The 21,404-nt window shown below is 34.7% G+C and carries 20 protein-coding genes; 7 read left to right on the forward strand and 13 right to left on the reverse strand.

Going from position 1 to position 21,404, the window contains the following annotated elements:
- Positions 1-34: 34 nt before the first annotated feature.
- On the forward strand, positions 35-307 hold the full coding sequence (locus J3U27_RS02205) for an HU family DNA-binding protein (RefSeq protein ID WP_065562006.1): 273 nt from the start codon (positions 35-37) through the stop codon (positions 305-307).
- 120 nt (positions 308-427) lie between these two features.
- Here J3U27_RS02205 and ybaK read toward each other — a convergent pair whose 3' ends face one another.
- The 4 genes from ybaK to glyQ all read right to left on the reverse strand — a co-directional run bounded on the left by ybaK (position 428) and on the right by glyQ (position 4,910).
- The gene (gene ybaK / locus J3U27_RS02210; RefSeq protein ID WP_267339220.1) at positions 428-913 is read right to left on the reverse strand and encodes a Cys-tRNA(Pro) deacylase; all 486 of its coding nucleotides are present in this window, start codon (positions 911-913) and stop codon (positions 428-430) included.
- Positions 914-1,009: 96 nt separating this feature from the next.
- Positions 1,010-1,834, reverse strand: a complete 825-nt coding sequence (locus J3U27_RS02215; protein WP_267376724.1) for a hypothetical protein — start codon at positions 1,832-1,834, stop codon at positions 1,010-1,012.
- Positions 1,835-1,894: 60 nt separating this feature from the next.
- Entirely contained in the window at positions 1,895-3,967 is a 2,073-nt protein-coding gene (gene glyS / locus J3U27_RS02220; RefSeq protein WP_065735030.1) for a glycine--tRNA ligase subunit beta, read from the reverse strand.
- Between the two features lie 10 nt (positions 3,968-3,977).
- Positions 3,978-4,910, reverse strand: a complete 933-nt coding sequence (gene glyQ, locus J3U27_RS02225; protein ID WP_065562010.1) for a glycine--tRNA ligase subunit alpha — start codon at positions 4,908-4,910, stop codon at positions 3,978-3,980.
- A 202-nt stretch (positions 4,911-5,112) separates the two neighbouring features.
- On the opposite strand from glyQ, the gene envC reads away from it, so the two are divergent.
- Together envC and J3U27_RS02235 are read left to right on the forward strand one after the other, a co-directional pair.
- Positions 5,113-6,321: a murein hydrolase activator EnvC gene (envC, locus tag J3U27_RS02230; protein WP_267376726.1), complete on the forward strand. Its 1,209-nt coding sequence runs from the start codon at positions 5,113-5,115 to the stop codon at positions 6,319-6,321.
- Positions 6,318-7,115 carry a divergent polysaccharide deacetylase family protein gene (locus J3U27_RS02235; RefSeq protein ID WP_267339217.1) on the forward strand — a complete coding sequence of 266 codons (798 nt, stop codon included), beginning with the start codon at positions 6,318-6,320 and terminating at the stop codon, positions 7,113-7,115. The genes envC and J3U27_RS02235 overlap by 4 nt, the downstream gene beginning before the upstream one ends.
- A 6-nt stretch (positions 7,116-7,121) precedes the next feature.
- Here J3U27_RS02235 and rapZ read toward each other — a convergent pair whose 3' ends face one another.
- The 4 genes from rapZ to dsbB form a co-directional block, all read right to left on the reverse strand.
- A complete protein-coding gene (gene rapZ, locus J3U27_RS02240) occupies positions 7,122-7,970 on the reverse strand; it encodes an RNase adapter RapZ (RefSeq protein WP_267376728.1) in 849 nt (282 codons plus the stop codon).
- A gap of 93 nt (positions 7,971-8,063) precedes the next feature.
- The gene (locus tag J3U27_RS02245) at positions 8,064-8,660 is read right to left on the reverse strand and encodes an XTP/dITP diphosphatase (protein WP_267330948.1); all 597 of its coding nucleotides are present in this window, start codon (positions 8,658-8,660) and stop codon (positions 8,064-8,066) included.
- Between the two features lie 74 nt (positions 8,661-8,734).
- On the reverse strand, positions 8,735-9,391 hold the full coding sequence (gene rluA, locus J3U27_RS02250; protein WP_267376730.1) for a bifunctional tRNA pseudouridine(32) synthase/23S rRNA pseudouridine(746) synthase RluA: 657 nt from the start codon (positions 9,389-9,391) through the stop codon (positions 8,735-8,737).
- A 75-nt stretch (positions 9,392-9,466) separates the two neighbouring features.
- Complete coding sequence (dsbB, locus tag J3U27_RS02255; protein ID WP_065735035.1) at positions 9,467-10,000, reverse strand: disulfide bond formation protein DsbB; 534 nt, start codon at positions 9,998-10,000, stop codon at positions 9,467-9,469.
- A gap of 148 nt (positions 10,001-10,148) precedes the next feature.
- Between dsbB and rluC the strand changes: the two genes are divergently transcribed.
- Together rluC and J3U27_RS02265 are read left to right on the forward strand one after the other, a co-directional pair.
- Positions 10,149-11,123, forward strand: coding sequence for a 23S rRNA pseudouridine(955/2504/2580) synthase RluC (rluC, locus tag J3U27_RS02260; protein WP_065562017.1), 975 nt, complete (start codon positions 10,149-10,151; stop codon positions 11,121-11,123).
- Positions 11,124-11,149: 26 nt separating this feature from the next.
- Positions 11,150-11,809: a histidine phosphatase family protein gene (locus J3U27_RS02265; RefSeq protein WP_267376731.1), complete on the forward strand. Its 660-nt coding sequence runs from the start codon at positions 11,150-11,152 to the stop codon at positions 11,807-11,809.
- Between the two features lie 61 nt (positions 11,810-11,870).
- Here J3U27_RS02265 and J3U27_RS02270 read toward each other — a convergent pair whose 3' ends face one another.
- The 3 genes from J3U27_RS02270 to proS form a co-directional block, all read right to left on the reverse strand.
- Positions 11,871-13,325 carry a M48 family metalloprotease gene (locus tag J3U27_RS02270; RefSeq protein ID WP_065562019.1) on the reverse strand — a complete coding sequence of 485 codons (1,455 nt, stop codon included), beginning with the start codon at positions 13,323-13,325 and terminating at the stop codon, positions 11,871-11,873.
- A gap of 134 nt (positions 13,326-13,459) precedes the next feature.
- Entirely contained in the window at positions 13,460-14,011 is a 552-nt protein-coding gene (locus J3U27_RS02275; protein ID WP_065735038.1) for a tyrosine-protein phosphatase, read from the reverse strand.
- A 33-nt stretch (positions 14,012-14,044) separates the two neighbouring features.
- Positions 14,045-15,760 (reverse strand): proline--tRNA ligase, encoded by a 1,716-nt coding sequence (gene proS, locus J3U27_RS02280; RefSeq protein WP_267330951.1) that lies wholly within the window; start codon positions 15,758-15,760, stop codon positions 14,045-14,047.
- 170 nt (positions 15,761-15,930) lie between these two features.
- On the opposite strand from proS, the gene J3U27_RS02285 reads away from it, so the two are divergent.
- Positions 15,931-16,311, forward strand: coding sequence for a hypothetical protein (locus J3U27_RS02285; RefSeq protein WP_065562022.1), 381 nt, complete (start codon positions 15,931-15,933; stop codon positions 16,309-16,311).
- Between the two features lie 237 nt (positions 16,312-16,548).
- The gene (locus tag J3U27_RS02290) at positions 16,549-17,907 is read left to right on the forward strand and encodes an L-serine ammonia-lyase (RefSeq protein WP_065735040.1); all 1,359 of its coding nucleotides are present in this window, start codon (positions 16,549-16,551) and stop codon (positions 17,905-17,907) included.
- Positions 17,908-18,160: 253 nt separating this feature from the next.
- On the opposite strand, the gene mpl is transcribed toward J3U27_RS02290, so the two are convergent.
- Together mpl and recJ are read right to left on the reverse strand one after the other, a co-directional pair.
- Positions 18,161-19,543: a UDP-N-acetylmuramate:L-alanyl-gamma-D-glutamyl-meso-diaminopimelate ligase gene (gene mpl / locus J3U27_RS02295; protein ID WP_220225585.1), complete on the reverse strand. Its 1,383-nt coding sequence runs from the start codon at positions 19,541-19,543 to the stop codon at positions 18,161-18,163.
- 121 nt (positions 19,544-19,664) lie between these two features.
- Positions 19,665-21,395, reverse strand: coding sequence for a single-stranded-DNA-specific exonuclease RecJ (gene recJ, locus J3U27_RS02300; protein WP_267332346.1), 1,731 nt, complete (start codon positions 21,393-21,395; stop codon positions 19,665-19,667).
- Positions 21,396-21,404: the final 9 nt, after the last annotated feature.

Here is a 21,404-nt window from a genome sequence, read left to right on the forward strand (position 1 = left end):
CTTTAACAATAAAATAAATATGTAAGGATATTCCATGAATAAAACAGAACTTGTAGATGCTATTGCTAGCAAAGCTAATATTACTAAAGTTGCAGCAAAAACTGCTTTAGAAGCAACTTTAGCTTCTATCACTGAATCATTAAAATCTGGTGAGCCAGTTCAATTAGTTGGTTTCGGTACATTTAAAGTTAATGCTCGTAAAGCTCGTACTGGTCGTAACCCAAAAACTGGTAAAGAAATCAAAATTGCAGCAAGCAAAGTACCAGCATTTGTTTCTGGTAAAAGCTTAAAAGAAGCAATCAAATAATTATATTGCTTTCTATTAGAGAATTTTTTAAGGCCATAACTAATCGTTATGGCTTTATTTTTAACTCCAACTTTTTAATCTATTTTTTCTTGAGTTTTTAGAAACGATTTTACTTATTATCTAAACCGTTAATTTAGCAAATTTAGCATTTAATTGATCAGCTAAATCTTGCGGTGATATTTCGATTTCTAATCCTCTTTTACCCCCTGATACCATCATCGTTGCATATTGTTTAGCACTATCATCAATAAGTGTAGGTAATCGTTTTTTTTGCCCGAGAGGACTTATCCCACCGACTAAATAACCTGTTGTTTTTTGTGCTAGATTCGGGTCAGCTAATGCTACTTTTTTGCAATCAAGAATTTTAGCGGCTTGTTTAAGATCCAATGTACAATCAACCGGTAATACACAGACTGCTAATGATTTATTGTCCCCATTTATGCATACAATCAGTGTTTTAAATATCTGACCTGAAACAACATTTAGTTCTAATCCAAGTTTATCCGCAGCTTCTTGTCCATAATGGGTTTGTTGTGCGTCATGTTGATATTGATGGATATTAAATTTAATTTTATGCTTTTTGAGCAATCTAATGGCTGGCGTCATAATAGTAAGAATTATTATAAGTGAGAATGATGATCCCTATTAATTGCCATTAATAGGGATTTTTAGGATTAAACTAAACTATACTACATAAAAAAATTAAGAGATGATTTGTTGATTGTTTTGATTATTATCATCTAGTTTCGGTAATTCAACATTATTAGATACGTTGTATAAGCGATAGAAGAAGCTATATACAAAGAAACTAATAAACATAGATACTATTGAAGTAATAGTCGCTACAATAATATTATTACCCAATAAATAATTAATAAGCCCTAGAACGATAGTAATCCCAAAAGAAATTAATACCATTAGTAAAGGTGCTTTCCATTTTGTTACAGCTAATTTATGGCTTCCAGCAAATCTTTGAAAAAATCCTATTGAATCTGGAACTATTAATGAAGCACAAAAGTAATTCACAATGATGCTTATGATAAGATATATAGCAAAACCTATCAATATAGTTAATAATACAACTAACTTTTGGGGTAATATCATTCCGATAATCCACATAATTAAAGAAAGCAAAATTCCTGCTATTAAAAATATAATAAAATAAATAGCGGTAAATCCTGCAAGATTTAGAAAAGCAGGTAATATGCGTTGTGACACTAATTTCGTATCTAATTTGTCACTAGCAGTTAAATTATAAATAATACCAATTGCCACGGCACCAATAAAGATGAAGACAATTGTTAAAAGCAATAATCTTCCAAATAATGCACCAAGAACTTGAGCTGGATTTGAGTAATAGACCATGCTAGCTACAAGAGCAGCTGGATCAAAAATAAGATACGATAATAATGAACTAGCTAATGCAAGCACTACGCTTGCGATTGCGATTAGTGGGAATCTATTGCGAATAAAGTTAACTGTTTTTTCAAAAGTAACTAAAAATGATAAATTGTTTTGTGAGTCCATCGTTTTTCCTTATGGGTGGTAATACTAGTATTACCACGGTCTTTATATTTAATTCAAAAGTTATGATTGTAGTATAGAAATATCGGCAACCTTCAAAAATAAATTTTGTAATTTTTTCAAAAGAGCCAATCGGTTTAGTTTAATTTTTTCGTCATCAACCATTACCATTACTTTCTCAAAAAATGTATCAATAGGTGCTTTAAGTGATGCTAATTCAATTAAGGCATCTTGATATCGACCTTCAGTAAAGTAAGGTGCTAACTTATCTGTCAATATTGCTATTTGCATAGCTAATTCGCTTTCTGCACCCGTTTCAAGAAGTGAGGCGTTAATATTTTCAGGGATAGCGTTTTCAGATTTAGACAAAATATTTGATACACGTTTATTTGCTTCTGCTAATGAAGAAGCTTCAGGTAACGTTCTAAAATGTGTTACCGCATTAACGCGGGTATCAAAATCTGCAGGCTTGGTTGGATTAATTGCCAAGACAGCCTGAATGGTATCTATCGCAAATCCTTTTTCTTGATACCATGCTCGGAATCGACCTTGCATAAAATTAACAATATCTATAACAACATTGTTGTTGGTTAATTTATTTCCATATAAAGATGTGGCAAAACTTGCTAGCTCAACTAAATCAAGAGGTAAGCTTTTTTCAACAATAATACGTAATACACCAATAGCTGCACGGCGAAGTGCAAATGGATCTTTATCACCTTTAGGATGTTGACCAATACCAAAAATACCGGCTAATGTATCCATTTTTTCGGCAATAGATACCGCACTAGACACAGGAGTACTTGGTAGTTCATCGCCTGAAAAACGAGGTTTATATTGTTCTTCAATAGCGGTAGCGACTTCAATACTTTCACCATCTTTAATCGCTATATATCGACCTATGATGCCTTGCGTTTCAGGAAATTCAAACACCGTGTTAGTAACTAAATCACATTTAGTTAATTTCCCTGCACGTTTGGCTTGTTCAGTGTCAGCACCAATTTTTTCGGCGATGAAGCCAGATAAGGCTTCAATACGAAGTGCTTTATCTTTAACTGTACCAAGTTGTTGTTGAAATAAAACTGTCTCAAGGCGAGGAAGGCGATCTTCTAAACGTTGTTTTAAGTCTGTTCTATAGAAAAATTCGGCATCAGCTAAACGAGGACGAACCACTTTTTCATTACCAGAAATAACAACTTGAGGATCTTTTGATTCAATATTTGCAACGAAGATGAAGTTTGGTAATAGTTTTCCTTGTTTATCATAGACAGGGAAATATTTTTGATCGCCTTTCATCGTATATACCAATGACTCGGCTGGAACTTCTAAAAATCTTTCTTCAAATTTTGCTGTTAATACTACAGGCCATTCAACCAATGATGAAACTTCTTCAAGTAAGCTTTCAGTTAAATCTGCTTTACCATTAAGTTTTTCAGCAGCTTCTTGAGCTTGCTGCTTAATGATTGATTTTCGCTTGTTATAGTCAGCAATAACTTTGCCTCGTTGTTCAAGGATTTCAGGATATTGGTCAGCATTATCAATGGTAAATTCTTGTTCACCCATAAAGCGGTGTCCGCGAATAATACGATCTGATTGAATGTCTAAAATGACGCCCGGTACAAGTTGATCACCATATAGCATAGTTACAGTATGGCTTGGTCTGATAAATTCAACTTGGCGAGCTGCCCAGCGCATAGGTTTAGGAATAGGTAATTTATTTAATGCATTTTTAACCATATCACATAATAAATTAACAACAGGCTGTCCTTTTTGATTATGAGTATAAGATAACCATTCGCCTTTATCTGTTTGAATGCGCTCTGCTTGAGAGATATCGATGCCACATCCTCTAGCCCAGCCTTCTGCTGCTTTTGTTGGTTTACCATTTGCATCAAATGCGGCACTTACCGCAGGACCGCGTTTAACAACTTGGCTATCTGGTTGAGTGTCATTTAAATTCAATACTTTTAAAGCTAAACGGCGCGGCGATGCAAACCAAAGTACCTCACCATGTTCTAAGTTAGCATTATCAAGTTGTTCAATAAAATTAGCTGCAAAGCTTTCAGCCAAAGTGCGGAGTGATTTCGGTGGTAACTCTTCAGTACCGATTTCTACTAGAAATGTTTTTTGCATAATATATCAATTCCTACTTTGATGCATTTTGGTTAGAACGTTTATTTTGGCACATTGGAAATCCAAGTGCTTCACGAGAGGCGTAATATGCTTCAGCAACCATTTTTGTTAATGTTCTGATACGCAATATGTAACGTTGTCGCTCAGTTACTGAAATAGCTTTGCGGGCATCAAGTAAATTGAAGCAGTGAGCTGCTTTTAAAATACGTTCATAAGCAGGTAGCGGTAAAGGTTTTTCTAATTCAAGTAACATTTTTGCTTCTTTTTCATGTTGTTCAAAACAATAAAATAAGAAATCAATATTAGCGTACTCGAAATTATAAGTGGATTGTTCAACTTCGTTTTGGTGAAAAACATCACCATAAGTGGTTTTACCAAATGCGCCATCACTCCAGATTAAATCATAAACGCTATCTACGCCTTGAATATACATAGCAAGGCGTTCTAAACCATAAGTAATCTCGCCAGTCACCGGTTTACACTCAAGACCACCAACTTGTTGGAAATAGGTAAATTGGGTCACTTCCATACCGTTTAACCAAACTTCCCAACCTAATCCCCATGCACCTAATGTTGGATTTTCCCAATTGTCTTCTACAAAACGGATATCGTTAACAGTTGGATCAAGACCAAGCTCTTTTAGTGATCCTAAGTAAAGTTCTTGGATATTATCTGGTGATGGTTTTAAGATAACTTGGAATTGGTAATAATGTTGTAACCTATTAGGATTTTCACCATAACGACCATCAGTAGGGCGACGAGAAGGTTGAACGTAAGCAGCATTAATCGGTTCAGGACCAAGTGCTCTTAAACAGGTCATTGGATGAGAAGTACCTGCGCCGACTTCCATATCTAATGGCTGAATCACTGTACAACCTTGATTAGCCCAATAATCTTGTAACGTAAGTATTAAACCCTGAAAGGTTTTGACATTAAACTTTTGCATGATGTTATCTTTGTGGTTAAATTAATTTTTACTACAAATTAAATAGTGCTACATTTTATACTTTTTATTAGTGCTTGTGAAATGCCTAATTACTTTTATTAATAAAGTTACATAATATAGTTTTCATTTTGCATCTTTACACATTTGTAGGTATAGTAAAGTTATCTTTATTGCTTGGTAATAAATCATAAATAAAAAGGCCATGTCTATTTATCGTAATCTATTGATTATTTTATTTATTGGATTAATGAATACACATTTTGTGTATGCTGATGATAATCAACAATTAGAATCATTGCGTCGTTCAATTAAAGAGCATGAAAAGCGCCTAGCAGAACAAACAAAAGAACGGACTCAATTGGTCAATGATCTTAAAAACCAAGAAACTGAAATTGCTAATTTACTTACATCGATTGAAAAAAATGGTCTTACGCTAAAAAAATTAGATGGGGAAATTACTAATTTAATCAAGCAAATTGATGAATTAACCATTAAACAAAATCAACAACGAGATGAGTTATCCAAACAGCTAGAAAGCGCATTTAAATTAGGAAAAAATACCAATTTTAAATTGATCTTTGCTAGCGAACAAAGTGAGCGTAATGAACGCCTTATTACTTATTTTCGTTATATTAATGAAGCAAGACAACAACAAATAAATAAGCTTCGTGAAACGCAATTACAACTCAATGAAAAGAAAAATGCTTTACAAAAAAAGCAAGCCACTCAAAAAACACTACATAACAAGCAAAAACAAGAGCAAATAACCTTAGAAAAAAATCACCAAAAACGCCAAAAAACTATCAATTCTCTTGAATCATCAATGCAAAAAAATCAACAAAAATTAGCTCAACTTAAAGATAATGAAGCGAAATTACAGGCTAAGATTGCTCAAGCAGAAAGAGAAAACCGTCGAATTGCGGAAGAAGAAGCAAGACAAGCCAAAAATATTCAAGAAAAACAAAAGAATACAAATTATACACCTAACGCGGATGAACGTGCATTAATGGCTCGAGTTAGTGGTATTGGTAAACCACAGAATCAATTTCTTTGGCCTGTAAATGGTAGTATTGCTCATCGATTTGGTGAGGCTTTGCAAGGTGAACTTCGTTGGAAGGGAATGGTCATAAATGCCAAAGATGGCACACAAGTCAAAGCAATTACTGATGGTCGAGTTATCCTAGCCAGCTGGCTGCAAGGTTATGGTTTTGTGGTTGCGCTTGAGCACGGTAAAGGCGATATGAGTTTATATGGCTATAACCAACGTGTTTTAGTAGAAGTCGGTGATAATGTTAGGACAGATCAGCCGATTGCAATTGTTGGTTCAAGCGGAGGTCAAAATACTCCTGGACTTTATTTTGAAATTCGCCGAGATGGTAAAGCATTAGATCCTAGTGGTTGGTTAAAATGATTAAACGTATATTATATATAGGGATATTATTATTAAATGTAAATAGTGCATATGCTGCGAAACTAGCGTTAGTGATTGATGATTTTGGTTATCGTCAACATAATGAAGAACAGATTATTTTATTTTCACCCAACATTACAATTGCTGTTTTACCTCATTCACCAAATGCCAAACATATCGCAACCTTTGCTCATCAACATGGTAATGATGTGATTATTCACTTACCTATGGCTCCTATGGGGAAACAACCTCTAGAAAAAGATACTCTATTTCCTTATATGGATGAAGCAGAAGTAAAAAGAATTGTTGATGATGCAGTATCCCTAGTTCCATATGCAATTGGTGTAAATAATCATATGGGCAGTTTGATGACATCAAATTTCAATGGTATGCACAATGTTATGAAAGCGTTAAGTCATCACTCAATGTTTTTTTTGGATAGTAAAACGATAGGTAAAACTCAAGTAAAAAATGCCGCAACTGATTATAATATAACTGTAATTGGGCGTGATGTATTTTTAGATGATCAGCAGATAGAAAGTGCTATTAGTCAGCAGTTTGATCTGGCAGTTAAAATTGCGCAAAAAAATGGTTATGCTATCGCCATTGGCCATCCACATCCTCAAACCGTTAATGTTTTAAGAGCAAAATTAGCTAATTTGCCTGACAATATCGAATTAGTTAAAGTCAGTGAATTAATTAAACCGGCTAAACCTAAGCTAACTCTGAAAGATATTTTTGAAAAATATAAAAAACGATTTGAGGAGTTACCAAATTTTGAACTTTCAGAGTAGTAGTAATTATTTTTTTTCAAGTGTTCGATGACGAATTTGCACTTGTTTATTTTGCGCTTTAAAGAACTCAGCTAGTTGTTCTGCAATAAAAACAGAACGGTGTTGCCCACCTGTACAACCGATGGCTATCGTTAAATAGCTACGATTATTTTTTTCTAACATTGGTAACCACTGTTGTAAATAATTGGCTGTTTGATAAATGAAATTTGTAACTTCATCATGTTTTAGTAAGAAACTTTTAACAGGCTCATCTAAGCCAGTTAATGGACGTAAAGATATATCCCAATGTGGGTTTGGTAAAAATCTTACATCAAACACGAAATCAGCATCGACAGGTAAACCATGTTTAAAGCCAAATGATTCAAAAATCATGGTTAATTCCCGCTCTTTTTTTCCTAAAATCCGTGAACGAAGAATATTAGATAACTCATGAACTGAAAGATTATCAGTATTAATAACTAAACTTGCGTGTGATTTTAAAGGCTCTAAATACTTCTCTTCAAGATCAATGGCTTCTTCTAAAGAGTATTTTTGATTGGTTAGCGGATGTATTCGTCTTGTTTCGCTATAACGTCTGATCAGAGTATTACGACTACAATCAAAAAAGATTATTTCAGGAGTAACGGAGGATGGTAATCGCTGAAAAATATCATGATCAAAATTAAAGTTAGCTGGTAAATTGCGAATATCGATACTAACCGCAACAGGTGTATTGTTATCTTTTAATGATTCTGCAAGTTGCGGTAATAATGCGACGGGAATATTATCAACGCAATAAAAACCCATATCTTCTAATGCGCGTAATGCAATTGATTTTCCTGAACCGGAACGGCCACTTACTATCAACAATATCACAATATCGACTCCAAAATAATTGGTACACTAGTATATACTGTTTAGTTCAACATGTGCAATTCATGAAAAGAAACAATAAGCTAAATAAATTCTCTAATAATCTGTTTTTATTTTAGCTATTAACTGTTTTAAAGCCTGTCCACGATGAGAAATCTGACTTTTATGTTCTTTAGTTAACTCTGCTGCACTGCAATTAAGCTCAGGAATATAGAATAATGGATCATAACCAAAACCACCACTTCCATGAGGTTCATTCATAATTAATCCATTCCATTTCCCTAAACAGATGATTGGTGTAGGATCATTTTCGTGTCGCATAAAAGCGAGTGCACAATAAAAGTATGCTGTCCTTTTTTCTTTAGGCACATCTTTTAATTCAAGTAATAGCTTTTCATTATTGCTTTTGTCATTACCATGTTCTCCCGCATAACGAGCGGAATAGATACCAGGTTGCCCGTTTAGTGCTTGAACAACTAAACCTGAATCATCTGCTATCGCCGGTAGTTGAGTCACTTTTGCGGTATGTCTTGCTTTTAAGATGGCATTTTCAATAAATGTTAGGCCTGTTTCTTCTATATCAGGAACATTGAAGGTATTTTGGGCTATAACATCAAATCCAGCATCGGCTAAAAGCGTTTGTAATTCATTGACCTTTCCTTGGTTATTAGTGGCTAAAACAATTTTCTGCATTTAATGACTCCATGATATTAGTTTTATATCGTAATTAGTTAATTAAGTATAGCAAGTAGATGTACGCTTAAATTTTAAAAATCAGGCTCACAACGGAATGTCAGAGTTTCACCGGTTTTAGGATGATTTATTGTTAGATGTTGAGCATGTAACAATAACCTTTTTGACATTGAAAATGCTTCAGGATGAGCATAAAATTTATCGCCTAAAATAGGATGCCCTATAGCTTGCATATGCACTCTTAATTGATGAGAGCGCCCTGTAAATGGAAACAATGCCACCCGAGTTGTATTATCATTATTGCGTGAAATAACTTGATAATGTGTTAATGCATATTTGCCATTTTCATGATCTACCATCTGTCTTGGGCGATTAGGCCAATCACAAATTAATGGGAGTTCGACTTGGTCTGCGTCATCCTTAAGGTGACCGTGGACCACAGCAATATATGTTTTTTTAGGTATACGCTCTCTAAACTGCTTTTTAATTTCTCTATCTGCTAATTTAGATAAAGCAGCAACCATAATGCCACTCGTAGCCATATCTAGACGATGGACTGATTCAACATAACTATATTTTTGTTGTAAACGATGAATAATACTATCTATAAATTGTGGTTTATTTCCTGAAACCGACAAAATACCAGGTTGTTTGTTAACCACAACAATATGATCATCTTGATATAAAATAGTTAACCAAGGATCAATGGGGGGATGATATTCCAAAAGCATTTAGTGTGATAATTTGTCAAATTAAATTGTCACACATTCTAACAAACTCGGTAAAAAGTGCCAGTTGAAATAAACTTATTTACTCCAGATTGACTTTTTATTAGCTGAAAACAATTGGCAAAATAGTATGATTAAACTAACAAAAAGATAGCAAGCAAAAATGATTATCATCCATTGCGACATTTCAATAGTTAAGAACGACCAAATTTTTTCTGAACAAGAACCATAAGCATTAAACATGCTTGGTAACCATTCATTTAATGGTAACCAAGAAGGGAATTGGACATTAATTGCACAGGTATCACTTAAATCCGGTTCGAACTGCAAATGGGCATGAAAAGTTGCTAATTCAAACCCCTTAAAAGCGCTAAATAGCCAGATTAATATGCCAGCTAGTCTAAATATTAATTTTTTGGGGTTGATAAGTCCAACGATGCTGCCAAACATAATACCGTAAATTGCACATCGCTGATAAATACATAAAGTACAAGGAGCTAGGCCTAAACCATGTTGAAAATAGAGAGCGGTCAATTCAAAAATAGCGGTGGAAAGAAACAATAAAAACCAAGCAAATCTTCCTCGAGAGTATTGGTTGAGTAAATACAACATACTATTTTATTCCTCCATATTCCGCTATAATCATTTTATATTAAGGTTATTAAAATTAACCAATCTTATTCTTATTACCATTAGTGTAGTTTATTTTTAAGTAATGTAAAACGACTTTTATTTATTAAGGGTGGATTAATCTTTTCCTATGGACTCAAACGTTCAACAAACAAAATTACAAGTCTCATTTGTCACAATCACTGAAGAAAATGTGACACAACGAATTGACAACTTTTTAATAACATACCTTAAGGGTGTGCCTAAAAGTATGATTTATCGCATACTTAGAAAAGGGGAAGTGCGTGTCAACAAAAAGCGGATTAAGCCAGAATATAAATTAGCTGTTGGTGATGAAGTTCGAATTCCACCTATTCGTGTTTCAGAAAAAACAGTTCCTGAAATTTCAAAAAAACTGAATAAAGTTGCTGATTTAGAAAAATCAATTATTTATGAAGATGATGTGATTCTTGCGATTAATAAACCATCTGGCATTGCCGTACATGGTGGAAGTGGCTTAAGTTTTGGCGTTATTGAAGGATTAAGAGCATTAAGACCTGAAGCCAAATTTTTAGAATTAGTACATCGTATCGATCGTGAAACATCTGGTGTTTTACTTATTGCTAAGAAACGTTCTGCACTAAAAGCATTACATGAACAACTTCGTTTAAAACAGATGCAAAAAAATTATTTAGCTTTAGTGAAAGGTAATTGGCCTTCTGAATGTAAAGTTGTACAAGCACCACTATTAAAAAATGTACTCAAAAGTGGTGAACGTGTGGTTAAGGTAAATGCAGAAGGTAAGCCATCTGAAACTCGATTCAAAGTGGAAGAACGCTTTGGTTTTGCAACATTAATAAAAGCTAGTCCCGTAACTGGACGAACGCATCAAATTCGTGTACACACTCAATATGTTAATCATCCAATAGCATTTGATGATCGTTACGGAGATAGCCAATTTGATGAATTGCTAGCTAAAAGTAAACTTAATCGATTATTTTTACATGCAGCTAATGTGAAATTTATTCATCCAAAAACTTTACAAGAGATGCAATTACATGCCCCGATGGATAATATATTGCAAAACTGTTTAATCCAGATTAGAAATGATAAATATCAACAATGATTTAAATGAGAAGGTAATCAACAATAATGAAAGATCTTAATTTATATTTAATTAGACATGGTCAAACCGAATGGAATATTAAAGATCAAATGCAAGGATCGAAAAATTCGCCTTTGACAGAAAATGGTGTTTTAGGCGCTCAAATCACTGGAAAGCATCTGAAAAATATACCTTTTATACAAGCCTACTCAAGCCCACAACAACGGGCTAAAGAAACTCGAGATTATATCATTCATGAAAATGACAATGTCATTCCGACTTTTGAACTTGATAATCTAAGAGAAATGGATTTTGGTCTTTGGGAAGGCAAACATGTCCCTTCATTAAAAAAAGAAATACCAGAATTCACGACTTATTTAACCGATCCTGAAAACTTTGACTCAGCTATTAACCAAGGTGAAAACTACCTTGATATACTTTCTCGTATGAAAGAAGCTTTAAATGTTATCGTAAAAAATGCACCGCAAGATCAAGGTAATATTTTAGTTGTATCACATGGTACGGTTTTAAGAATATTACTTTGTGTTTTAAATGGTGGAGATTGGCGTAGACATCGTGATGAAGATTATTTCCCACGAGTGTTAAATACCAGTATAAGTGTAGTTAACTATAAGCAAACTGATGATAAGCCTGAGGGGGAATTTTCAGTTAAGTTTTATAATAATGTCGATCATTTAAACAATTAATTACCGTTAATTTTGTCATGTATACTCGGCTAATTAAGTTATTAGCCGAGTAATATTTAGACTACCTTCTGCTATAAGCAGCGTAACGTTTTTGTAATTGTTTTAATTGATTAATTCTTGCGTCAATTTTTGAAATTAATGTTTGATTACCTTTAGCTTGAGCTCTAGCATTGGTTAACAATTGAATTGCTTCAGGGAAACGTCCTTCAAGCGCGATTGATTCAGCCCTTGCACTCATTTCTTGAGCTCTCGATTTTATTCCCCCATAAGCGGTAACCAGTAAATCCCAACCATTAGTATCATCATTGTGATCAAATGTATAACGATGTAATAAACTCACCGCTTGCTGATATTGGCCATCTTTTATATAAGCATTAGCAAGATTTAATTGTAATACAGCATTATCAGGTGATCGTTTTAAGGCAGATTGTAAACGAGCTATGGCTTCTTTATTATTATTACTTTCTAAATTGATATCTGTCATTAAATCAATATACCAAATATTATCTGGATCATTATCTAATAACGGTTGCAATTGAATTTTTGCTTGAACAAGATTTTTACTTTTGTAATTACTTAGTGCGACGGCATAGGTTAGCGCCTTTTTACCCTGATCGGTATTCAATTTGCGATAATTATCAAGTAATAGTTTAGCGGTATTATTATTTCCCATAAGTATTGCTATTCGGGCCTTAGCTAAATAATAACTTAATGAGGAAGGTACATTTTTTTTAGAATATTGCAAAGAGCGATTGCGCATATCCGATAAACGGCTATTCGGTAATGGGTGAGTCATTAAAATTTCAGGCGGTTTACTACTGAAGCGACTTTGATCAGCCAGTTTTTGTAAAAATTCAGAAGATGCATGAGGATCAAATCCGGCTTTCGCTATGGTCCTAAGCCCAACTCTATCGGCTTCTTGTTCATTTGATTGAGTAAAACTAATCATACTCTGTGTCGAACTTGCCATGGTGGTTGTCATTGCCGCCATACCCGCTTCTGGATTAGCTAATGTTAATAGTAATGAACCTAAGGCTCCTCCCCAAACATAAGGACTATTTTTATTTTGAGCCTCCATAGCGCGAGCTAAATGGCGTTGAGTAACATGCCCAATTTCGTGAGCCATAACCGAAGCTAATTGGCTTTCATTATCAGTATCCATAATTATTCTTGAATGAATGACAACATTACCGCCAAAAAAAGCAAAGGCATTGAGCACATTACTTTTCATTATATAAAAATGGAAAGGGGTTTGAACTGATTCAGATTTAGAAACTAATTTTTTTCCTAAATTATTAATATATTGATTTAAGACAGGGTCATTGGCTATAGGAGCACTGCCTCGTAACAATCGCACATAATAATCACCCATCTCTTTTTCTTGTCCGATGCTTAATGTGGTTGCAGCTGCGGTTCCCATCTCAGGTAGTGTTATATTATCTGCTGCATAAACAATAGGTGTATTTTGTAAGAATAGTGATGTTGATAGTACCAATGCGATTGCTTTTTTTAACATATTTATGACTCATAAAAAAATTTAATTATGAAACATTTTAGCTTAAAAAAAAGACAATATCACTTTGAATTTTTTATCAAATTGAGCTATTTATTTGATAAAGACTATTTAGTTTATTAAATTAAATAATGAAATTATTCAAATACAGCATGGCGAATATATTCTACATCAACGTTTTCAATGTATTTTCGTATGTTAGGATAAACATTGTAGTGATGACCAAATTCAGTTTGCATTAACTCATTAATTGCTTGAGATTTAGTCCAATTCTCAAAAACCAAACGGTACATAGCAATAGTGACGCCGGTACGATCACTGCCTTGCCAACAATGGATTAATATCGGTTTAGGAGAGGTATGAATCGCTTTCATTACTTGGATCATTTTCTCATCAGTAATATCACCTGCCCGCATTCGAATCCAAACTTCTGATATCTGTGCATTTTCGACTAACTCTCGATCGCTGTGAAATAGCCGTAAATTTATAATAGTTTTAAAGCCAAGTTTATCAAGCTGCGCTATCTGCTCTACACTGGGTTGCTCAGAGCGATAGACATCATTAGAAACTTGATAAAAATTATCGGGGAGATGTAAAGAATTGATATTAGATTGGCAACCACTAATGATAAAGCACAAGTAACACAATAAGAAAATATTAGTTATTTTGGATATTTTATTACAGGCCATTTGTGCTCCAATATTAAAATCTAATTCTTAAATTTATTGTTGACGTTTTTTAATAAATTCAACGATATCATCAACTTTAACTAATTCTTTATCGCCACCCGCACGATGTTTGTATTCCACTTCACCATTATCAAGGTTACGTTCACCAATAACGATAGTATGAGGAATACCAATAAGTTCGGCATCTGCAAACATCACACCTGGACGCTCTTTACGATCATCAAATAATACTTCAATACCCAGAGCTTGGAGATCGGCATAAAGTTTTTCAGCAGTGGCTTGTACTTTTTCTGATTTATGCATATTCATTGGAATAATGACAACACTAAATGGTGCAATCGCTTCTGGCCAAATAATCCCTCGATCGTCATGGCATTGTTCAATTGCAGCTGCAACAATTCGGCTAACCCCAATTCCATAACAGCCCATGATCATCACATGGTTTTGTCCATCTTCACCTTGGACAGTTGCTTTCATTGCCTCTGAATACTTAGTACCAAGTTGGAAAATATGCCCAACTTCAATACCACGTTTAATTTGTAATGTCCCTTTACCATCTGGGCTAATATCGCCTTCAACCACATTACGAATATCTTCAATGCGAGGTAAAGCGACATCTCTTTCCCAATTGATATTGAAATAATGTTTATGATCAATGTTGGCGCCAGCACTAAAATCACTCATTACTGCCACATCACGGTCAATGATGATTGGCATATTAAGGTTTACTGGTCCTAAAGAGCCAGGTCCTGCATTCACTACCGCGCGAATTTCTTCTTCAGTTGCAAATTCAAGCGGTGATGCCACAATATCAATTTTTTCCGCTTTGATTTCATTCAACGTGTGATCACCACGAACTAATAAAGCTACAAGTTGGTGCCCACTCTCTTTAGTCGCCTTGACCATGAGTGTTTTAACTGTTTTTTCAATCGGTAAATTGAATTGTGCAACTAATTCATCAATTGTTTTGGCATCAGGAGTATCAACCAGTTCCATTGCCTTAGTTGGTGCTGATCGGCTTTGCGTTGGTGCTAATGCTTGTGCCATCTCAATATTAGCAGCGTAATCAGATTCAGTTGAAAAGACAATATCATCTTCACCACTATCGGCTAATACTTGGAACTCATGCGACCAGTTGCCACCAATAGAACCCGTATCAGCACGCACAGCTCTAAAATTTAAGCCAGCACGAGTAAATACCGCACTGTAAGCCTTATACATATCATCATAGGTTTCTTGTAAAGATTCTTGTGAAGTATGAAACGAATAAGCATCTTTCATAATAAATTCACGCGAACGCATTACCCCAAATCGAGGGCGGACTTCGTCGCGGAATTTGGTTTGAATTTGATAAACATTAAGCGGTAATTGTTTATAGGAACTGACTTCATTACGAAGTAAGTCAGTGATCACTTCCTCATGGGTTGGGCCTAATACAAAATCACGGTCACCACGGTCTTTGATACGTAATAGCTCTGGACCATATTGTTCCCAACGACCACTCTCTTGCCAAATATCAGCAGGTTGCACAACTGGCATTAATACTTCAATTGCCCCTGCTTTGTTCATCTCTTCCCGAACAATATTTTCAACTTTTTTAAGTACACGATAGCCAGTAGGTAGCCAAGTATATAATCCTGCGGCAACTTTACGGATCATGCCGGCACGTAACATTAATTGATGGCTTATCACTTCAGCATCAGCGGGTGTCTCTTTTAATGTAGATAGAAGATATTTACTGGTTCGCATAAATTTATCCTGAAAAAAATAATGTACTAATAATATACTAAAATGTGAGCTAGTTTAGCAGTACCTAACGTAACACTAAAGTAATTTTATTGGTTATTGTTGTTATGAGTAAAAATATAGAGTAAATTTAGATAATTATAAGATTAGAAAAATAATAAGGTTGAATATTTTTGAAATTTTTATCTCGTATTGCTCTTATTTTGTTCTGCATGATTCTACTTTACTATCCATTCAAAATCGCCAAATACCATTTAATGGATATGAGTTATGATGAAATTTCAAATGTCGGTTGGCGCTTTGATACTTGCAAAACTAAAGATGATGATTTAGTAAGCAGTGCTGATTGCCCGTGTGGTGGATTAATCGAACCGGATGATGATGTTTACATTAACAACGACGGATACATGTACTTTGGTAATAAACTCTATGGTAAGGTGACTTTGATAGAAAAACCAAGTTATTTTCAAATGGATCTTTTGACGGGGGGATTTTTAAAAATTGAACATATAGATACAGGGTTCATTTGTTACTACGACTCTGTTATGGATTAAAATAACGGGTATTATAAAATTGTTACTATGATTCTATATAATCATTTTGACATGTTTTTAAACCAAAATTAGGTGTCAAAAACCCCGCTCCTCAACTTTTTTTTAATTTATTTAAGGATAAAAATTTAATCTCAATTATTAGCTTGATTAGCTAATACTTATCACCATAATATAGCACTATATAAGTCATTTTTTATTCATAACTACGTGCATGTCAAAGATTATAAAAGGGATAAAATGGGTTCAGTTTTTGAGATATTTAAAATTGGTATAGGTCCTTCTAGTTCACATACAGTTGGTCCAATGCGAGCGGGTAAGGCGTTTATTGATCAACTGATTGATAATGGGCAAATGCCATTAGTGACAAAAATTGTGGCAGATGTTTATGGTTCTTTATCACTGACCGGCAAGGGGCATCATACTGATGTTGCAATTATTCTTGGATTATCTGGCGAAAAGCCTGATACCGTTAATATTGACCAAATTCCCCATTTTATTCAAACCATGAACCAATGTGGTAAATTACCGATATATAATGGTAAATACCAAATTGATTTTTCAAACGAAAGCATTATTTTTCATTCAACTTTTTTACCATTACATGAAAATGGTATGACGTTAAGCGCTTATCATGGTAATGAACTCATCGTCCAGAAAACCTATTATTCAGTGGGTGGAGGAAAAATTGTTGAAGAGGAGCAGTTTGGACAACAAGAACAGAATTCTGTTGATGTGCCTTATCCTTTTTCAACAGCAGCGCAATTATTGAAGCATTGTGATGATAATTCGTTGTCGGTATCGAGTATTGTGTTAAAAAATGAGTTACAACTGCATAGTTATGATGATGTTGTAAATTATTTTTCTTTAGTTGGACAAACAATGCTTGATTGTATTAAACGCGGCATGAATACTGAAGGATTATTACCTGGTGCGCTTAAGGTTCCTCGTCGAGCAAATGCACTTTATCGCCAATTATTGACTAGCAAAAATAATAATGATCCAATGATTATTATTGATTGGATAAATATGTTTGCGTTAGCAGTCAGTGAAGAAAATGCCGCAGGGGGAAGGGTAGTGACGGCTCCTACCAATGGCGCTTGCGGCATAATACCAGCCGTTCTTGCCTATTATGATAAGTTTATCGATCCGGTCTCGCCCGATATTTTTATTCGCTATTTTTTAACTTGTGGAGCCATTGGTTTACTTTATCAAAAAAATGCATCTATTTCAGGTGCTGAAGTTGGTTGTCAGGGTGAGGTCGGTGTTGCTTGTTCAATGGCGGCTGCTGGTCTGGCTGAATTGTTGGGGGGTAATCCTCAGCAAGTTTGTATGGCAGCCGAAATTGGTATGGAACATAATTTAGGTTTAACCTGTGATCCTGTTGATGGTCAAGTACAAGTTCCTTGTATTGAACGTAATGCGATTGCTGCAGTTAAAGCAATTAATGCGACACGCATGGCATTAAGACGCACTACCGCAGCTATCGTTTCGCTTGATAAGGTGATTGAAACTATGTACGAAACCGGAAAGGATATGAATGCAAAATACCGCGAGACTTCACGTGGTGGGTTAGCAATTACTGTTCACTGTAGTTAATAATGAAGAGCTAATTATGTGAGCTTTTTGCTGTACAATGTAAGTAATCACTCACCAAAGTTACTTTAGTGAGTGATAAATGTTAAGTTATAAGTCTTACCGAGTCACTGTTAAAACATTACCACTATTACTCGATGCCACTATTATCGGATTATAAATAAGAGTGGCATATTTAAGTATTACAACAATCTTTTTTGCATCTTTTAATATGCAGATGCATTTAGGAAAATTAATTATTTAGTGCGATTAATCGTTATGCATCTAATTGTTTTCTTAATTGTTGTTTTTTTAAGCTTTCTAAAATCTTGTTATGAATTCCACTAAAACCACCATTACTCATAATCAAAATGGCATCGGTTGGTTTGGCTGATTTTGTTATCATTTCAACTAATAAGTCAATATCAGCTGTCCAATAAGCCGGTTGGATACAGGCATCGACTACATCAGCAACTAACCAAGGTAGTTGTTCTGGTTGGAACATATATATTTCATCAGCGCGACCTAATGATGGAGCAAGTTCATCTTTTGAAATCCCTAACTTCATTGTGTTAGAACGAGGCTCTAATACTGCTAAAATTCGTCGATTTGCACCAATTTTGCTGCGTAATGCTTCTAATGTTGCTAAAATTGCCGTTGGATGATGAGCAAAATCATCATAAATTTCAATGTTATTGACCTCACCATATAGCTCCAAGCGTCTTTTAGCATTTAAAAATGATCCTAACGCTAAACAAGCATCTGCTGGATCTATACCAACATTGTGTGCAGCGGCAATTGCCATTAAGGCATTATGCATATTGTGTTCACCAACTAAAGAATAGTTAACTGTACCCATCTTTTTGTTGTTGTAATAAACATCAAACTGACTAGCATCATTAGCAATCTTTTTCGCTAACCAACCGTCTTCAGATTCGGTAAAAGATTGTTTACTCCAACAACCTTTTGCTAATACTTGTTTTAAATTGACATCTTCTTGAGGAGAAATTATCAATCCTTTACTTGGTACTAAACGAACTAGATGATGGAACTGTTTTTGGATAGAACTAAGATCATCAAAAATATCTGCATGATCGAACTCTAAATTATTCATAATCAGTGTTTTTGGACAATAATGCATGAATTTAGAGCGCTTATCAAAGAATGAACAGTCATACTCGTCTGCTTCAATAACAAAGAAGTTACCTTCACCTAATCTTGCTGATACTTCAAAATTACCCGGAACACCACCAATAACAAAACCCTGTTTATAGCCTTGTTTTTCTAAAATCCAGTTAACCATTCCAGCCGTTGTTGTTTTGCCGTGTGTACCTGCCACAGCAATAACCCAACGGTCTTTTAGTACATTATCATGTAACCATTGTGGTGCAGAGACGTAAGGAATGTTATTGTCCAAAATGTATTCAACACAAGGATTTCCTCTTGATAGGGCATTGCCAATGATAACTAGATCAGGAGTTGGTGTTAATTGTGATGGATCGTCTCCTTCAATAATATCAATATGCTCTTTTTGTAACAGCGTACTCATTGGTGGGTAAACATTTTTATCTGATCCTGTTACTTTGTGACCTAATGAACGAGCTATTAATGCAATACCGCCCATAAATGTGCCACAAATCCCAAGAATATGAATATGCATTTTTTGTCCTTAATGTTGTATAAAATGTACTAATGATAAAACTATTGTATTGCTAATTTTATTTTTATGATTAACTGATCTGATTTTACAGAATCTAGTAATTATAGTCGATCTTAATCGCTTATGCGATAGGCCAAATATGTCTTATCATTAATTTTAGGGTTTGATTTCCTCGAAACTCATTTACATCTAAGTGATAAACAATTTTTGCTTCTTTTATCGTTTGGTCTGGCCACTTTGTTAAATTAACATTAAAACAGATCCCTTCAATTATTGGTCCCCCATTTTTGGGTTCTAATACTAATTTAAGGTGTTTTTCAGCAAATATGCGTTGCTGATGAATAATAAATTCGCCATCAAATGTAGGTTCGATAAATCCTTCACCCCATGGACCAGAGTCTTTTAGTAGTTTTGCAATTGAATAATTAAAATCTCCGTTATTTATCTCGCCATCGGTTTCAATCGTTTGTTCAAGTACCTTCAAATCAAGTTGCTCAGTTATCACTGTTTCTAAAAGATCCCTAAATTTATCTAAATCTTTTTCTTGGATACTTAATCCAGCAGCCATGGCATGACCACCAAAGCTAACCAAAATATCTGGATATCTTTGATTCAATTCATAGAGTACATTTTGTAAGTGAATACCATCTATTGATCTTCCAGAACCTTTCAATAATCCATCTTCTGTCGAAGCGAAACATATCACAGGACGATAATATTTGTCTTTCAATCGTGCTGAGACTATACCAATAACACCTTGATGCCACTCAGGATGATGTACCACTATTGAATTAGGGAAAGAAGTTTTATGTATCTGTTCAACGTGGGATAAAGCTTCTTGATACATCGTTTGCTCAATTAATTTTCGATCACTATTAAGCGTATCAAGATCGGCTGCTTGATTGACTGCACTATCATAGTCTTCACATAGCAATAATTCTACGCTCAGAGACATATTATCCATTCGTCCAGCAGCATTTAGTCTTGGGGCTATATAATAAGCAAGATCTGTTGAGGTGAACGTAAGGGGATCTCGTCTGGAAATATTTAATAATGCTTTAATTCCTTCACAACAATAGCCTGCTCGGATACGGCTAACACCTTGATGGACTAGTATTCGGTTATTTAGGTCGAGTTTTACCACATCGGCAATAGTGCCAAGGGCAACTAAGTCTAATAAGCTAGCAATATTAAATTCTTCTAAATTATGTGTGGTGAACCAGTTTTCCTTGCGTAATTTTGACCGTAATGCCAGCATAAAATAAAAAGCTACACCAACACCTGCTAAATGTTTTGAAGGAAAAGTGCAATTTGGTAAATTAGGATTGATAATTGCATCCGCAGGAGGTAGTTTTTCTGGACATAAGTGGTGATCGGTAATAATGACGGTTAAATTCGACTGTTTTGCAAATTCGACCGCCTCAACAGCAGAAACACCGTTATCAACAGTAATAATAAGATCCGCTTTTTGTAAAATTGCTTTCTTTACGACGTTAATACTTAAGCCATATCCATCATCAAAACGATTTGGAATAATATAATCGACAAATTGACACCCCATTTTTTTTAACGCTTTTACCGTTAATGCGGTACTGGTTGCGCCATCGGTATCAAAGTCTCCAACAATCATTATTCGCTCATTGTTCTTCATTGCAGAATAAAGAATGTCAACAGCTTTATTGGTCCCATCTAGATTGTCGTAGTTACATAGATTACGAGTGGTATAGTCTAGTTCTTGCATAGACGTTATTCCGCGCAATGCATATACTCGCTGCAACAATAACGGAATGTCATTTGATAATTCTGGTAGCGTTTCGGGTAATTTACGATGTATTAATTTATCTGCTTTCATATGATGAAT

It is taken from the genome of Gilliamella sp. B2911, assembly GCF_026536965.1.
In the GTDB taxonomy this organism is placed as follows: domain Bacteria; phylum Pseudomonadota; class Gammaproteobacteria; order Enterobacterales; family Orbaceae; genus Gilliamella; species Gilliamella apicola_E.

Excerpts from the sequence above, each read along its gene's own strand:
- J3U27_RS02205 (WP_065562006.1), top strand. The coding sequence starts at position 35 with ATGAATAAAACAGAACTTGTAGATGCTATTGCTAGCAAAGCTAATATT.
- ybaK (WP_267339220.1), bottom strand. The coding sequence starts at position 913 with ATGACGCCAGCCATTAGATTGCTCAAAAAGCATAAAATTAAATTTAAT.
- J3U27_RS02215 (WP_267376724.1), bottom strand. The coding sequence starts at position 1,834 with ATGGACTCACAAAACAATTTATCATTTTTAGTTACTTTTGAAAAAACA.
- glyQ (WP_065562010.1), bottom strand. The coding sequence starts at position 4,910 with ATGCAAAAGTTTAATGTCAAAACCTTTCAGGGTTTAATACTTACGTTA.
- envC (WP_267376726.1), top strand. The coding sequence starts at position 5,113 with ATGTCTATTTATCGTAATCTATTGATTATTTTATTTATTGGATTAATG.
- J3U27_RS02235 (WP_267339217.1), top strand. The coding sequence starts at position 6,318 with ATGATTAAACGTATATTATATATAGGGATATTATTATTAAATGTAAAT.
- J3U27_RS02245 (WP_267330948.1), bottom strand. The coding sequence starts at position 8,660 with ATGCAGAAAATTGTTTTAGCCACTAATAACCAAGGAAAGGTCAATGAA.
- rluA (WP_267376730.1), bottom strand. The coding sequence starts at position 9,391 with ATGCTTTTGGAATATCATCCCCCCATTGATCCTTGGTTAACTATTTTA.
- dsbB (WP_065735035.1), bottom strand. The coding sequence starts at position 10,000 with ATGTTGTATTTACTCAACCAATACTCTCGAGGAAGATTTGCTTGGTTT.
- rluC (WP_065562017.1), top strand. The coding sequence starts at position 10,149 with ATGGACTCAAACGTTCAACAAACAAAATTACAAGTCTCATTTGTCACA.
- J3U27_RS02265 (WP_267376731.1), top strand. The coding sequence starts at position 11,150 with ATGAAAGATCTTAATTTATATTTAATTAGACATGGTCAAACCGAATGG.
- J3U27_RS02270 (WP_065562019.1), bottom strand. The coding sequence starts at position 13,325 with ATGTTAAAAAAAGCAATCGCATTGGTACTATCAACATCACTATTCTTA.
- J3U27_RS02275 (WP_065735038.1), bottom strand. The coding sequence starts at position 14,011 with ATGGCCTGTAATAAAATATCCAAAATAACTAATATTTTCTTATTGTGT.
- proS (WP_267330951.1), bottom strand. The coding sequence starts at position 15,760 with ATGCGAACCAGTAAATATCTTCTATCTACATTAAAAGAGACACCCGCT.
- J3U27_RS02290 (WP_065735040.1), top strand. The coding sequence starts at position 16,549 with ATGGGTTCAGTTTTTGAGATATTTAAAATTGGTATAGGTCCTTCTAGT.
- mpl (WP_220225585.1), bottom strand. The coding sequence starts at position 19,543 with ATGCATATTCATATTCTTGGGATTTGTGGCACATTTATGGGCGGTATT.
- recJ (WP_267332346.1), bottom strand. The coding sequence starts at position 21,395 with ATGAAAGCAGATAAATTAATACATCGTAAATTACCCGAAACGCTACCA.